This window comes from Microbacterium cremeum, from assembly GCF_015277855.1.
GTDB classification, from domain to species: Bacteria; Actinomycetota; Actinomycetes; order Actinomycetales; family Microbacteriaceae; genus Microbacterium; species Microbacterium cremeum.
Map to the genome: position 1 here is coordinate 986,202 of NZ_CP063812.1, position 14,536 is coordinate 1,000,737.

Annotated in this window: 12 protein-coding genes; 6 read left to right on the forward strand and 6 right to left on the reverse strand. The window is 68.5% G+C overall.

The features are described from left to right. Positions 1-70 precede the first annotated feature (70 nt). The 4 genes from IM778_RS04210 to IM778_RS04225 are packed head-to-tail and all read left to right on the forward strand — an operon-like array spanning position 71 to position 4,958. Entirely contained in the window at positions 71-1,375 is a 1,305-nt protein-coding gene (locus IM778_RS04210; RefSeq protein WP_194410829.1) for an ABC transporter substrate-binding protein, read from the forward strand. Next, the gene (locus tag IM778_RS04215) at positions 1,372-2,286 is read left to right on the forward strand and encodes a carbohydrate ABC transporter permease (protein ID WP_194410830.1); all 915 of its coding nucleotides are present in this window, start codon (positions 1,372-1,374) and stop codon (positions 2,284-2,286) included. The genes IM778_RS04210 and IM778_RS04215 overlap by 4 nt, the downstream gene beginning before the upstream one ends. Next, on the forward strand, positions 2,283-3,194 hold the full coding sequence (locus IM778_RS04220; protein ID WP_228484744.1) for a carbohydrate ABC transporter permease: 912 nt from the start codon (positions 2,283-2,285) through the stop codon (positions 3,192-3,194). Before IM778_RS04215 ends, IM778_RS04220 begins: the two co-directional genes overlap by 4 nt. A 60-nt stretch (positions 3,195-3,254) precedes the next feature. Beyond that, the gene (locus IM778_RS04225; protein ID WP_194410831.1) at positions 3,255-4,958 is read left to right on the forward strand and encodes a glycoside hydrolase family 13 protein; all 1,704 of its coding nucleotides are present in this window, start codon (positions 3,255-3,257) and stop codon (positions 4,956-4,958) included. Between the two features lie 104 nt (positions 4,959-5,062). Here IM778_RS04225 and IM778_RS04230 read toward each other — a convergent pair whose 3' ends face one another. The 5 genes from IM778_RS04230 to IM778_RS04250 form a co-directional block, all read right to left on the reverse strand. Next, a complete protein-coding gene (locus IM778_RS04230; RefSeq protein ID WP_194410832.1) occupies positions 5,063-7,963 on the reverse strand; it encodes an aminotransferase in 2,901 nt (966 codons plus the stop codon). A 78-nt stretch (positions 7,964-8,041) separates the two neighbouring features. Beyond that, positions 8,042-8,563, reverse strand: a complete 522-nt coding sequence (locus IM778_RS04235) for a DUF1697 domain-containing protein (protein ID WP_194410833.1) — start codon at positions 8,561-8,563, stop codon at positions 8,042-8,044. Between the two features lie 35 nt (positions 8,564-8,598). Continuing rightward, positions 8,599-9,786, reverse strand: a complete 1,188-nt coding sequence (locus IM778_RS04240) for a MalY/PatB family protein (protein ID WP_228484745.1) — start codon at positions 9,784-9,786, stop codon at positions 8,599-8,601. 76 nt (positions 9,787-9,862) lie between these two features. Continuing rightward, the gene (locus IM778_RS04245; RefSeq protein ID WP_194410834.1) at positions 9,863-10,195 is read right to left on the reverse strand and encodes a nuclear transport factor 2 family protein; all 333 of its coding nucleotides are present in this window, start codon (positions 10,193-10,195) and stop codon (positions 9,863-9,865) included. Between the two features lie 84 nt (positions 10,196-10,279). Next, positions 10,280-11,062 (reverse strand): SDR family oxidoreductase, encoded by a 783-nt coding sequence (locus IM778_RS04250; protein ID WP_194410835.1) that lies wholly within the window; start codon positions 11,060-11,062, stop codon positions 10,280-10,282. A 100-nt stretch (positions 11,063-11,162) separates the two neighbouring features. On the opposite strand from IM778_RS04250, the gene IM778_RS04255 reads away from it, so the two are divergent. Continuing rightward, positions 11,163-12,020 carry a helix-turn-helix transcriptional regulator gene (locus IM778_RS04255; RefSeq protein WP_194410836.1) on the forward strand — a complete coding sequence of 286 codons (858 nt, stop codon included), beginning with the start codon at positions 11,163-11,165 and terminating at the stop codon, positions 12,018-12,020. Positions 12,021-12,260: 240 nt separating this feature from the next. Here IM778_RS04255 and IM778_RS04260 read toward each other — a convergent pair whose 3' ends face one another. Further along, on the reverse strand, positions 12,261-12,824 hold the full coding sequence (locus IM778_RS04260; RefSeq protein WP_194410837.1) for a TetR/AcrR family transcriptional regulator: 564 nt from the start codon (positions 12,822-12,824) through the stop codon (positions 12,261-12,263). Between the two features lie 89 nt (positions 12,825-12,913). Here IM778_RS04260 and IM778_RS04265 point away from each other — a divergent pair, with 89 nt between their 5' ends. Further along, positions 12,914-14,401, forward strand: coding sequence for a hypothetical protein (locus tag IM778_RS04265; protein ID WP_194410838.1), 1,488 nt, complete (start codon positions 12,914-12,916; stop codon positions 14,399-14,401). Positions 14,402-14,536 lie beyond the last annotated feature (135 nt).

Below are 14,536 nucleotides of genomic sequence, written 5' to 3' on the forward strand. Positions count from 1 at the left end.
ATAGATTGATTTAGCGAGTAGATTTATCCATTGGCTATTCCATCGCGACGATGCGAGACGGAGGACGAGGATGTCGGGAAGAGGAAGACGGACGCGACGCGTCGCGGCAGCAGGGGCGGTGATCGCGCTCGGCGGCGCGCTGCTCGCCGGTTGCTCGGCGGACGGACGTGAGACGATCCGGTTCACCTTCAGCAAGCGGGAGGCGCTCGAGTTCATGAACGAGGTCGTCGCCGAGTACAACGCGTCGCAGGACGATGTCCGCGTCGAGATGGACACCTCGGGCGTCGACGTGGTGTCGGCGAGCTTCGTCCGCGGCAATCCGCCCGACCTCATGCTCGCCAACTACAACTACGAGGTCGCCCGATTCGTGCAGCGGTGCGCACTGAGCGATCTGTCCGGAACGGATGCCGCCGCCCGCATTCGCGCCGACCTGCAGCCGCTGATGGATCAGTACGGCGCATGCGAGGGCCGCACCAGCGCGCTGCCGTACTCGGTGATGGCGGCGTCCGTGATCTACAACAAGGAGATCTTCGCCGAGAACGGCGTGGACGTGCCGCAGACGTGGAGCGAGCTGCTCGAGGTGTGCGAGACGTTGCAGGCCGCGGGCGTCACTCCGTTCTACGCCACCTTCAAGGACGACTGGACGATCGGGCAGGGCTGGTACGACTATTCCGTCGGCGGCTCGCTCGACGTCGTCGACTTCTTCGATCGCCTCGCCGCCGAGGGGGCGCAGGTCGGCCCCGAATCGGATGCCTCGTTCCAGAAGGACTTCGCCGAGCCGGTGGACAGGATGCTGCAGCTCACCGGCACGTACGTCAACGCCGACGCCGCGAGCCGGGGATACGGCGACGGCAACCTGGCCTTCGCGAACGGCGAGGCCGCGATGTACCTGCAAGGGCCGTGGGCATTCAGCGAGATCGCGAAGACCGCGCCCGATCTCGAGCTCGGCACGTTCCCGCTGCCGGTGACCGACGATCCGGGCGATCTTGCCGTCCGCGTCAACATGGACCTCGCGGCCATGATCCCCGAGGCGTCACGCCACAAGGACGCCGCGCGAGACTTCCTCGAGTACCTCTACGAACCCGAGCGCATCGAGGCCTACAACGCCTCGCAGCTCGGATTCACGCCGACGACGGATGCCGCACCCCCCGACGACCCGCGGATCGAGGGCATGCAGGACTACTACGACGACGGTCAGGTCTATCAGGGTCCCTCCGTACTGGTGCCCAAGACGATCCCGGTCTTCAACTACACGCAGGCGATGGTGTTCGGGGCGGATCCGGCATCCGTGCTGCGCACGATGGATCAGGACTGGGCGCGTCTGGCGTTCCGTCAGCCTGCGCCCTCCAGTGAGACGAAGGAGTCCGCGCAATGAGCACGACCACGACGATCGTCACCCAGGGCGATCCGACGACCAGGCGCAGCAGCCGCCGGGTGGAGCCGATCTACTACCTCTTCCTGCTCCCCAGCCTCGTGCTGTTCACGCTGGCGATCACAGTGCCCGGGGTCATCGGCATCTTCTTCAGCTTCACCGACTCGATCGGCATCGGCGACTGGAACTTCGTCGGCCTGACGAACTACATCGCGCTCCTCAGCGACCCGGCCATCCTGCAGAGCTACCTGTTCACGTTCGGCTTCGCGGTCGCCACCGTGATCGTCGTCAACGTGGTGGCGTTCCTGCTGGCGGTCGGACTGACCTCCCGCATCCGGCTCAAGACGGGCTTGCGCACGATCTTCGTGATCCCCATGGTGATCTCGGGCATCATCATCGCCTACGTCTTCAACTTCCTGTTCTCGAACTCCCTCCCGGCGGCCGGCGGTGCGCTCGGCATCCCGTGGCTGGCGACCAGCCTCCTGGCCAACCCCGACCTGGCCTGGGTGGCGATCGTGATCGTCACGGCCTGGCAGGCGATCCCCGGCACTCTCCTCATCTACATCGCTGGACTCCTCTCGGTGCCGGGCGATGTCTACGAGGCCGCCGACCTCGACGGCGCGTCCAAGACGCAGCAACTGTTCCGGATCACCGTGCCTCTGGTCGCCGGGTACGTCGTGATCAACGTCATCCTCGGATTCAAGGGCTTCCTCAACGCCTACGACATCATCGTCGGCCTCACCAACGGCGGCCCCGGAACGGCGACCCGCAGCATCGCCATGACGATCATCGCGGGATTCAACGGCGGCGACTACGCCTACCAGATGGCGAACGCCACCATCTTCTTCATCGTCGCTGTCGTCATTTCCCTCCTCCAGCTCTCGCTCACGCGTGGAAGGAACCAGCTCTCATGACCACCAGTCAGCCCGCCCTCGCCTTCGAACAGGCGGATGTCTCCGTCGGCCTGCAGCGCGTCTCGCCGGACAAGCGCCCCAAGCTCACCGAGCGTGTGAACGTGTCGGGCACGATCGTGCTCATCCTGTGCGCCGTCACCGTGCTGCTGCCCCTCTACGTGACGATCTCCATGGCGTTCAAGACGACCGGGCAGGCCGTCGACGGCAACGCCTTCTCGCTTCCCGCGCCGTTCAGCGTCGAAGGCTTCGTGGAGGCGTGGACCCTCACGAAGTTCCCGGTGGGCGCGGCGATCTCGTTGCTCGTGACCGCCGGCACCGTCATCGCGACGATCGTCCTCGCCGCGTTCGCGTCCTACGCGATCGTTCGCAATTGGGACCGGCGGCTGTTCCGGTACTCGTTCTTCTACCTGCTCGCCGCGATGTTCATCCCGTTCCCGGTGGTGGCGCTGCCGCAGATCCAGCTCACCGGCCGAGTCGGGCTCGACAACCCGGTGGGAGTCGTCGTGCTGGCGACCATGTTCCAGCTGAGCTTCAGCGTGCTCCTGTTCACGGCATTCCTGCGCTCGATCCCGCTCGAGCTCGAGGAGAGCGCACGCATCGACGGCGCCTCCACGTGGCAGACGTTCTGGCACATGATCTTCCCGCTCCTCGCTCCGATGAGCGCCACGGTCGGCATCTTCGCGTTCCTGTACGCCTGGAACGACTTCATGATGCCGTCGCTGATCATCTCCGACCCGGCGCTGCAGACGCTCCCGGTGCGGCAGAACCTGTTCCAGACGCAGTTCAGCAACAACTACAACGTCTCGTTCGCCTCTTACCTCATGGCCATGGCGCCCGCCATCATCGCCTACCTGTTCACGCAGCGCTGGGTCATGGAGGGCGTCACCCAGGGCGCCGTCAAGGGCTGAGGCCCGTCCGTCGCCCTCCTGCACCCCGTCCGTCACCACCCCCGAAAGGATCTCTCAGCTGTGACAGCAGATCTCGAACTCACCCTCGACCACGCACTCGACGCCGGCCTCGCACCGTGGTGGCGTCAGGCCGTGGTCTACCAGATCTATCCCCGCAGCTTCGTCGACTCGAACGGCGACGGCCTGGGTGACATCCGCGGCATCACTTCGCGCGTCGACTACCTCGGCGAACTCGGCGTCGACGCGGTATGGCTGAGCCCGTTCTATCCGTCCGAGCTCGCCGACGGCGGCTACGACGTCGCCGACTACCGCAACGTCGACCCGCGCCTGGGCACGCTCGACGACTTCGACGCGATGCTCGCCGCGCTGCATGCCCGTGGCATCAAGATCGTCGTGGATATCGTGCCGAACCACACCTCCGATCAGCACGCGTGGTTCCAGGAGGCACTCGCCGCCGGCCGGGGATCCGCGGCCCGCGAGCGCTACATCTTTCGCGAGGGCAACGGCCCGGACGGCGCAGAGCCGCCTACGGACTGGCTCTCGGTCTTCGGCGGATCGGCGTGGGAGCGCGTCGAGGACGGTCAGTGGTATCTCCACAACTTCGCCAAGGAGCAACCCGATCTCAACTGGGACCACCCCGACGTTCACGAGGACTTCCTCACGACGCTGCGGTTCTGGTCGGACCGGGGTGTCGACGGCTTCCGCATCGACGTCGCGCACATGCTCACGAAGGACCTCACCGAGCCGCTTCCCTCGCGCGACCAGCTGGCGCTCATCCCGCAGGACGGCAACCACCCGCTGATCGACCGCGACGACGTGCACGACATCTACGCCGAGTGGCGCACCGTGTTCGACTCGTACGATCCGCCGCGCACCGCGGTGGCGGAGGCGTGGGTGCACCCCGCCCGCATCCACCTCTACTCGCGGCCTGAAAGCCTCGGCCAGGCGTTCAACTTCGATCTGCTCGTCGCAGACTTCGACGCCGACCAGTTCCGCCGCGTCATCTCGGACAACCTGGCGCTCGCAGCGCAGTCGGGATCGTCGAGCACGTGGGTGCTGTCGAACCACGACGTCGTCCGGCACGCGACGCGGTACGGCCTGCCGAACGCCGCCGGCCGTGACGGCTGGCGTCATGACGACGAGCGTCCCGGCAACGCCTGGCTGGTGTCGCACGGCACGGAACCGGAACTCGACCGCGACAAGGGTGCACGACGGGCGATGGCCGCGACGCTGTTCATCCTGGGCCTCCCGGGGTCGACCTATCTCTATCAAGGCGAGGAGCTCGGGCTGCACGAGGTGCACGATATTCCGGCATCCGATCGACAAGACCCGACGTTCTTCCGCACGGCGGGTGCCGAGATCGGGCGGGACGGATGCCGTGTGCCCTTGCCCTGGCATGCCCACGGGCGGTCGTTCGGCTTCGGCGAGGACGGCGCGCACCTGCCGCAGCCGGCGTGGTTCGCGCGTCACGCCGTCGACGTCCAGGAGGCCGACCCGTCGTCGTCTCTCAACCTCTACCGCAAGGCCCTGCGACTGCGGCACATGCTGCAGACGGCCGAGGGGCTGGAATGGTTGCCGACCGGACGCGATGACGTGCTGCGGTTCACGCGCCCCAACGGGTGGCAGGTGGTGACGAACTTCGGCGCCGCGCCGTACGCGCTCGATGACGGCGACGTCGTGCTCGCCAGCGGCAAGACCCCGGCCGGGTCCGTCGCGCCGGAGACGACCGTGTGGATCGCTCCTGCGGCACTCGGCCTCGCGTGACTGCTCGCGGTGACCGTCGCTGCCGGACTCAGCGACCCGGGACGCGACGGTCCCCGCAGTCCAGTTGCCCTGGATGTACGCCTCGGCGGGCCTGCGGCGTACGTTCAGGCGGTGGCGCGCGAGAGGCAGCGGTCGAGGGCGCCCACTACGTACTCCACCGACTCGCGCGCGATGCACAGCGGCGGCTTGATCTTGAGCACGTTCTTGTGGTCGCCCGTCGGCTGGACGATGCATCCCTCCGCGAGCAGCAGGTCGCACACGCGCCCGGCGAGGGCAGCATCCGGCGTGAAGGCGGCGCCGGCCACGAGCTCCACTCCGAGATAGAGGCCCATGCCGTGAACGGCGCCGATGGCGGGATGCCGCTCAGCGAGGCCGCGCAGCGCTTCGGCGAACTCCGTGCCCACCTCGCGGGCGTTGGCCTGCAGGCCTTCGGTCTCGAGCGCGTCGAGCACCGCGAGACCGACCCGCGAGCTCACCGGGCTCCCGCCCGCGGACGAGAAGAAGCTGCCCTCCTGTTCGAAGGCCTCAGCGATCGCGGCGGTCGTGATGACGGCGCCCAAGGGCTGCCCGTTGCCCATCGCCTTGGCCACGGCGATCACGTCGGGCACGGCATCCTGCTGCTCGAATCCCCAGAAGAACTCGCCGAGGCGGCCATAGCCGACCTGCACCTCGTCAGAGATGCAGATGCCGCCGAGCGCACGCACGCGCTCGTACACGCCGGCGAGGTACCCCTGTGGCAGCAGTACGCCGCCGCCGTTGCCGAAGATCGGCTCGATGATCACGCCGGCGAGCTCGGCGCGGCCCTCGGCTTCGAGGTCGTCGAGCAGCCGGTCGAGGTCGGCGAGGTATGCCGCCGCCGCGTCGGGGCCGCGATGCGTTCCGCGCACGGGATTCGGGGCGTCGATCAGCTCGACCCACGACGGACGTGTCGTGAGCGCGCGCGGGTTGTCGCCGAGTGACGTCGACACCGAGTCGGCGCCCAGCGTCCACCCGTGGTACGCCTCGCGCGCGGCGAGCATGCGCGAGCGACCGGTCGCGGTGAACGCCAGCCGCAGCGCGAGATCCACCGCCTCGCTGCCGCTGTTCACCAAGAACACGCGGTCGAGTCCCTCCGGCGCGAGCGCCGCGAGGCGCTCGGACAGCTCGGCGACGGCGGCGTAGTGGAAGCGCGAGTTCGTGTTGAGCAGCGACCACTGGCGCGAGGCCGCGGCGACCACACCGGGGTGGGCGTGACCGGCGATCGTGACGTTGTTGACCACGTCGACATAGGTCTGCGCCTCGGTGTCGATCAGGAACTCGCGCCACCCGCGCTCGATCTGCGGCGGCTGCCCGTAGTAATGCTCCTGCGCCGACGCAAAGGCGGCATCGCGGCGCTGCAGCGTCTGCGCGGGTGAGACCTCGGGCGCGGTGATGTCGGTGCCGAAGAGCGGCGACGGGTCAGGGGCCACGCGCCGCCAGTGCGCCGCGAGCAGCGGGCGCACGCAGTGCGGGGGACGGATGCCGTCACCCGCGGTGAGCTGCACGGTCGCCGCCGTGCCGGCCCGAACCAGCGCGAGACGCTCGCCTCGGCGGACCGAACGCGGTTCTGCGATCCGGAGTGCGCCCGGGACGTCAACGGCGACCGCGCTCCCTTCTCCCCCCACCCACAGCGACCAGCCGCCGCCCATGAGGACGAATCCTCCGGGCCTCGCAGCGAGTGTGCCGTCGAAAGGAGCCGTGAGCGGGGTGTCGACCGCGACCGCGACGTCGACGCCGACGGCGAAGGTCGCCGCCGCCCCGCGCGGCGCGCGGGGGTGCGTGCGGGTCAGCCGGTACTCGCCCCAGCAGGTGACGGCGGGCCGACCCGGTGCCGCGCGGCGGAGCAGGATCCGCGTTTCGGCACCGGACTCGAGCCAGCTGCCGGCGTCGTACTCGTCGCTCAGCACAGAGAGGTCGACGACCTCCACGGGTCCATCGATCAACCGACCGGCAGGCAGCTCGCGCGGCGCGAAGCCGCCGCGCGCGGCGGCGCGCACGAGCACGTCCATCTCATCCGGGTCGCGTTCCACCGCCTGCGCGAACGCGCGCCACTCCGCGGTACGCCGGAGATCGGCGTAGTCGTTGTCGCCGTCGACCATCACCTGATGCTCACCGCTGACGACCAGCACGGCCGCCCGCAGCACCGTGAGAGGCCAGAGTGCGGCGAGCTCGGCATCCGTCGACTCGACGTGCTCGGCGAACGCGGCGACGGTCTCGAAGAGAAGGGCGTCGGGCTCGTCGCGCATGTAGCAGCTGGCCGCCATGGGCACGAGCTCGCCGATGCGCCAGCTGCGCATGAGATCGCCGAAGTCGATGATGCCCAGGCCCGAAGCGTCGTCGTGCACGACGTTGTCGTCGGTGATGTCGGCGTGGATCACCTGCGTGACGAGCCCGTCGCGCAGCGGCTCGAGCCGAGCGGCGATCCATTCGGCGGCCTCGAGGATCTGTGCGCGACGGACAGGGGAGGGAACGGATGCCGCGAGCGCGGCCACGACGTCGAGCCCGGTCCGCACATCCCATTGCGAGAGTCGGTCGGTGCCGGGGTGCTCGAAATGCTCGAGCGCGCGAGCCACGCGACCGGCCGTGTCGCCCAGCCAGCGCGCCTGCTCGGGCCCGAGGTCATCGTGGGCGAGCAGGGGAGTGCCCTCGACGAAGGTCAGGAGCCGGGCGGGCAACTGCTCGCCGCGGATCGTGAGGGGCGCCACCTCGCGCCCGTCGCGGGCCGGGACGGGCGCCGGAACCCGCAGCCCGGCAGCCGCGAGCCGCTGCAGCGCGAGGTGCTGTGCCTCGAGCTCGGCCGTGGTCGTGGCGCTGTTCGCGAGCTTGAAGACGTACCGGCCGTCGCCGTCCTCGACGAGGAAGTTCCGGTCCTGCTGGCTGCCGAGCTCGGTGACGATGCGCAGGGCGCCCCAGTGCTGCTCGAGCACGCCGCGCACCTCCTCGACGCTCACGACCGGACGAGCGGGTGGGGCGGCGTAGATCGACATGGGCCTCCTCGGTGCACATCATTCATATCGCGACGGTCGGCACGCGGCGCGTCGACAGGCTCAGCGACCGGGGTGAGCTCAGCGGGCGAAGCGGTCGACAAGGCGCACGAGCGTCGGCAGGCCGCGGGACGATGCCCGCCCGCCGGTGAGCCGTTCGATGACGGGCGTCGCGTTGCCCTCGCCGGGGTTCCGGTTGCGGGTCAGAGCCCAGCCCGGTCCGGCGTCGATAACCTCGCAGCGGCGCACGGCGGCCTCTCGCACCACCTCGGGGTCGGGCGGATCGATCGTGCCGCCGCCGTGGAGCGTGAACTCGTGCTGATGCGGGTCCGGCACGGCCCCGTGCCGATCGACGACCGTGACGAGGTCGTCGAACGCGATCCAGAACGCGTCGCGCTCGAGCCCGGAGCGCGCGGCGATCGACACCAGCACCGTCTCGACCACGGCCCCGGGATCGTCGGAGTCGAAGACGATCGTGCCGTTGCTCTGGAAGGGCACCGCGTCGGGGCATCCGGCGTCTGCGAAGCCACCCAGGATGTCGGCGGTCGAGGGGTGACCGCGCTGACCCTGGTTGACGTTCCGCAGAAACGCGACGCAGCGCATGGGTCGAGGGTACGGCGGGGTGCCGACGAAGGGGGCTACGCGGCGGGTTCGACGGACTGGACGTGCGCGTCCAGCGCCCGGGCCATCCGCAGCACGGCCTCCTGCAGCAGCGGGCGGGGGAGAGCGAACACGAAGCGTGCGTGCCCGATCGCCGCCTCACCGCAGGCGGCGCCGTCCGTCACGGCGACGCCGGCGTTCTCGCGGAACCATTCGCCGAGATCCCCCTCCAGCCCGTAGTCGCGGACGTCGATGAGCGCGATGTACGTCCCCTCGGGGAGGATCATGCGGGCGCGGGGCAGCTGCTCGCTCACGAGGTCGGCGAGGAGGCGGCGGTTGCCGTCGAGGTACTCCACGACGTCATCGAGCCAGCCGGAACCGGCCGAGTAGGCGGCAGTGTTCGCGATGACGCCGAGCGTCGAGGTGCCGTGGCCGGCCCACATCCCGAAGGACTCCCACGCCTCGGCATCGGCCTCGTTCGAGAGGATCACCTGGGCGCACTTCAGGCCCGCGAGATTCCACGCCTTCGACGCGGATGCCGCCGTGATCGTGTGCGAGGCGGCCGCCTCCGACACCGACGCATACGGAGTGTGCTGCGCCGGCCGGTACACGATCGGCGCGTGGATCTCGTCCGAGAACACGCGTCCGCCCTTCGCGGCGACGACCTCCGAGAGGGCGACGAGCTCGTCGCGGCGGAACACGGTGCCGAGCGGGTTGTGCGGGTTGCACAGCACGACGAGACCGGCTCCGTCGTCGAAGGCGCGACCGATCGCCTCGAGATCCATGGTCATGCGACCGTCGACCTCGATGCTCGGAACCTCGATCACCTCGCGGCCGTGCATCTGCGGCACGAACAGGAACGGCATGTAGGCGGGCGTCGGCACGATCACGGCGCTGCCGGGCGCCGTGAACTTGTCGATCGCAAGCTCGAACGCGGCGATCACGTCGGGTACGGGGTGCACGCGGTCGGCGGGCACCGCCCACCCGTAGTGGTCGGCGTACCAGGCGGCTGTCGCCTCCGACATGTCTCGCGCGACGTGCGAGGGCAGGTACCCGGTCAGGCCGCGGTCGAGCGTCTCTTTCAGGGCGTCGCTCACCGCGGGAGCGAGGCCGAAGTCCATCTCGGCGACGAACGCGCCGATCGTGTCGGGGAACATCGTCCACTTGACGCTTCCCGCCGCCCTGAGGTCGGCATCCGAGATGGCATCGAAGTCTTGCTGCGGCACGAGAACTCCCTCACGTCAGTGGCGCGTCCGGCATCATCAGCAACCACGAGCCAGATCATGCCATTCCGGTTGCCGTTCAGTGCACCGGGGGAATCGTGAAGCCCTTGATGCGGTCGCCGTCGAGCTCGACGATCGCATCCGACTCGCCGTTGAAGACGCTGCTGCGCCAGTCGAAGTGGATGCGCACGGTGCCTCCGTCGACGGATGCCGAGAGCAGGGTCATCCGCGCACCCGCGCCGATCGCATCCGAGCCGGCCCAACTGCGCACGCCCGCGCGGCCGCGCAGCACGCGGCCCCAGTCGTCGACGAAGCCGTCGTCGGTGAACGTGTCGACGAAGGCGTCAGTGTCGGCCGTGTTGATGGCATCAACGAATCGCTGGATCAGGGCGGGGGTCTCGGCATCCGTCATGATGTGTCCTTCCGTCTTTCGGGGAGCGGTTCCTGAGTAGGCGCGAATCGCCGCACTGAAGGGCGCTCGACGACCGATCTGAGGCTACGCCGTCGCGCGTGCGGCCGCGGCGTGCGGGTCGTGGCTGTTGAGCGTCTCGACGACGCTCGCGTAGTCGCCGCGCGCTTCGCCGTACCGCAGGAACTTCACGCGCTCGACCTGCACCTCGGTCGCGTCGGGCTCGTCGCGCAGGATCCGCATGACCTCGTCGGCGAAGTCGTCCAGCGGCATCGCGAACGCGCTCTCGCGCTGCCCCGCCAGGAGGTCGGTCGCCACCGACGGCGGCTCGAGCTCCATGACGCGCACCGGCGTCGCGGCCAGCTGCAGCCGGATCGACTCGCTCAGCATGTGGATCGCGGCCTTCGTGGCATTGTAGGTCGGTGTCGCGCGCAGCGGCGCGAACGCAAGACCCGACGACACGGTCATGATCGTCGCGTCCGGCTGCGCGCGCAGGTGCTCGATGAACGCGCCGACGAGGCGGATCGGTCCGAGCAGGTTCGTCGTCACGGTCGCCTCGGCGGTCTCGACGAACCCCTCGGGCGTGGTCCAGTCTTCGAGGCGCATGATGCCCGCCATCGTCACGAGCACGTTCAACTGCGGGTGCCCGGCGATGACCCGTGACGCGGCCGCGGCGATGGACGCGGCATCCGTCGTGTCGATCTCGACGGTGCCGATTCCCGGATGCCGCGCCGCGATGTCGTCGAGCAGCTCACGGCGCCGCCCGCCGACGATGACGGTGTTGCCGGCCTCGTGCAGACGCTCGGCGAGGGCCAGGCCGATGCCGCTCGTCGCGCCGGGGATGAAGATGGTGTTTCCGCTGATTCGCATGTCTCGAGTGTTCGCGCCCTCCGACGGGCGTGGCAGAGAGCGTGTGTCGGGGGAGCGGGAGTCCCTGGATGCCTCGGCTCGGCGCGCGCATGATGGACCCATGGATCGCGAAGCCCTCGCCGACTTCCTCCGCAGCCGCCGCGAGAGGCTGCAGCCCGCCGACGTGGGGCTGAGCGCCGGCGTGCGCCGCCGCGCACCCGGGCTGCGGCGCGAGGAGGTCGCGCAGCTCGCCCTGATGTCGACCGACTACTACACACGACTCGAGCAGCAGCGCGGGCCCCAGCCCAGCACGCAGATTCTCGCGTCGCTCGCGCGCGCCCTGCGCCTCACGGCCGACGAGCGCGACTACCTGTACCGCATGGCCGGTCACGCCGTCCCCGACCGCCTCGGCCCGACCGGGCACGTGGCGCCGCCGCTGCAGCGCGTGTTCGACCGGCTCTCCGACACGCCGGCCCTCGTCATCTCGGCGCTCGGCGAGACCCTCGTGCAGAACGCGCTCGCCGTCGCCCTACTGGGCGACCACGTCGGCGCGAGCGGGTGGGACCGCTTCGAGCCGTGGCGCTGGTTCGTGCGGCCCGAGACCGAGCGTCTCCACTATCCCGAGAGCGACCACCCCCGCCACAGTCGCGCCCTGGTCGCGGGGCTGCGCGCCGCATACGGGTCGATGGGGGCGTCATCGCAGGCGGGCGAGCTGGTCGCCGAGCTCACTCGACGCAGTGGCGAGTTCCGCGAGCTGTGGGAGCGGCAGGAGGTCGCGCAGCGCTTCGCCGACCACAAGGTGCTGATCCACCCCGAGGTCGGCGCGATCGAGGTCGACTGCCAGGTGCTCTTCACCGACGACCGGTCGCAGGCGCTTCTGGTGCTGACGCCCGAGCCTCGCAGCGAGGCCGAGGAGAGGATCCGTCTGCTCGGTGTGCTCGGCGTGCAGCAGTTCTCCGGCTCTGCGGACCGGATATGACCGCATCGGCTCGGCTCGGCTCGGGGCGGAGAGGATGACGCGTCCGACGACTCCGGCGCCGACGAGTGTGGGAGTCGTTCTCCAGCCCGGAGCTCGAATACATCCACTCGACCCTCGTGGACGCAATGGCGAATCTCGAGGATCCGCGAGCCTGAACCATCCCCACCGCGCCGCCGACGAGCGCGACTGACGCCTGAGCCGCGCAGCGAGGCCGAAGAGAAGATCCGCCTGCCCGGCCAATCAGTCCGCGAGCGCTCGGATCGCGCGTGCGAGCTCCTCAGATGACGGCGTCGACGAAGGCTCCAGCATCCATTGGAGCATGACGCCGTTGATGATCGCGAGTGCCAGCGACCCGATGGTGCGCGCGTCATCTTGTGACACCTCATCGGGGTCTACTGCGAGGACGAGCGCTGTCAGATCACGGCGACTGTCCGCGTAGATCCTCACCAGCTGCTCTCGCACGCCGGGGGAGAACTCGGCTTGCGCGTAGGCCTGCACACTCGCCACGAGCACGTGGCGATGCTCGGGCGCCGCCGTGAGAAGTCCGTCCAGGAATCGCTCCAGGCGCGCTCTGGGGCCGCCGTGGAGGTCAGTCGTGACGGCACGGGCGATCGCATCGCCCCACTCCTCGAAGGTTTCGATGACCGCGGCGTTCAGGAGGGCGTCCTTCGAACCGAAGTGATAGCCGATCGAGGCAAGGTTCGCCCCGGTGACCGCAACGATGTCGCGAGCTGTCGTGTGGGCGTAGCCGAGCCGCGCAAGGCACTGCTTGGCGCCCTCGAGAAGGTCTTCTCGCTGTCCCATGCTGGGAGTCTACCGGATGTTCATACGTTTGTACTGTACGTATGTACAATACGTACGTACACATCCACCTATGCAAGGAGAGATAGCTCATGGGTCAGGACCAGTCTTTGCTCGCCCCCGCGAGCCACGTTCGCGCCGTTCCCATCAGCGTGGATTGGGGCGAAGTGGCGGGCACCAACCGCACCACCTTGACGACGCATCTCTGGGCGGCGCCTCCGCTGCGACGAGAGTCGCCGATTCACGACCGTGCGTTCTCGGCGCTGCGCGACTTGAAGGTCGACTATGCGAGGTTCTTGCCCTGGTTCTCGCACCCGGTCCTCTCGGTCCCCGCACTCGAGGCCCCGACCGAAGGGACGACCTCGTGGGACTTCTCGAAGCTTGATCCGTTCGTGGAGGACTTCGTCGCGGCCGCGGAGGGTCGGCCTATCGTTGCGAACTTCGCCACCATCCCACACTGGATGTTCACGAACGCGGATCAGGTGCATCTGTCACACGACGTCGATGAGATCCACTGGGAGTACGAGCAGGGAGCGGACTTCCGTGACGAGTCGCTCGCGGAGGTCGCCGACTACTTCTTCCGCGTCGCCAGCTGGTACATCGCCGGCGGGTTCACCGACGAGATCGGACAGTGGCACGAGTCGGGACACGACTATCGCTTCGCATACTGGGAGGTGCTCTGCGAGCCCGACCTCAATCGTCGCATGTCGCCCGAGGTGTACACACGGCTGTACGACGCGGTCGTGGAGCGCCTGCAGCCGCTCGATCCGGACATGAAGTTCGTGGGACTATCGCTCAGTCACGTGCACCACGATCCGGAGTACTTCTGGCACTTCCTCGACGCGGCGAATCACAAGCCCGGTGTCGGGGTGGACGCCTTCTCGTACCACTTCTACGCCTCGCCCGAGATCGTCAACCCGTTCGGCACCGAGGGCAACGCAGACCCGCTCACGTGGCGCAGCACATTCTTCGCGCAGGCGGATGCCTTCGTCGAGAACGTCGCATACATCCGCTCGATCGCTCAGCGGCTCGCTCCTGACGCGAAGACCTTCCTCAACGAGATCGGCACCTACCCGGCCGACGTCATGAACCCAGCGCCGCAGATCCCGGATTTCTACTGGACCCTCAGCGGGTCCTTGCACGCTTACCTCTGGGCTCGCCTGCTCCCGCTCGGGATCGATCTCTTCGGCGTCGCGGAGTTCATGGACTACCCCGGCATGATCCCCGGTACGTCGCTGATCGACTGGGAGACTGGCGAGCCCAACGCCCGCTATCACGTGACGCAACTCCTGCTGAGTCACTTCGCGCGAGGAGATTCGCTGGTCGCGACCTCCGCGGGCGACCCGGGATTTCCCGACATGCGAGTGCACGCGCAAGCGATCATCGGACGCGATGCCGAGAAGTCCCTACTCCTGATCAACAAGTGGGACGAGTTCATCGACGTCGACCTGTCGAGCATCAGCGCAGCGGGTGCCGGTGAGCAGGTGCACGTCGGGACGTCGGGCATCGAGCCGATCGAGTGGAGCGGAGGGGTGTTGCGTCTCGAGCCCCACGCCACCGTTGTGCTGACCATTCGCTGATCGGCGAGATGCGCTCGCTGGTGGCGCTCTCGGGTCGAGGTCATCGAGGTAGCATTTGCAGTCGCCAAAAGTCAAGGGTCAGCAGGAATCCGTGACGCTTCGTACTCTGAAAGGGCAGGAAGAAACACAACACGC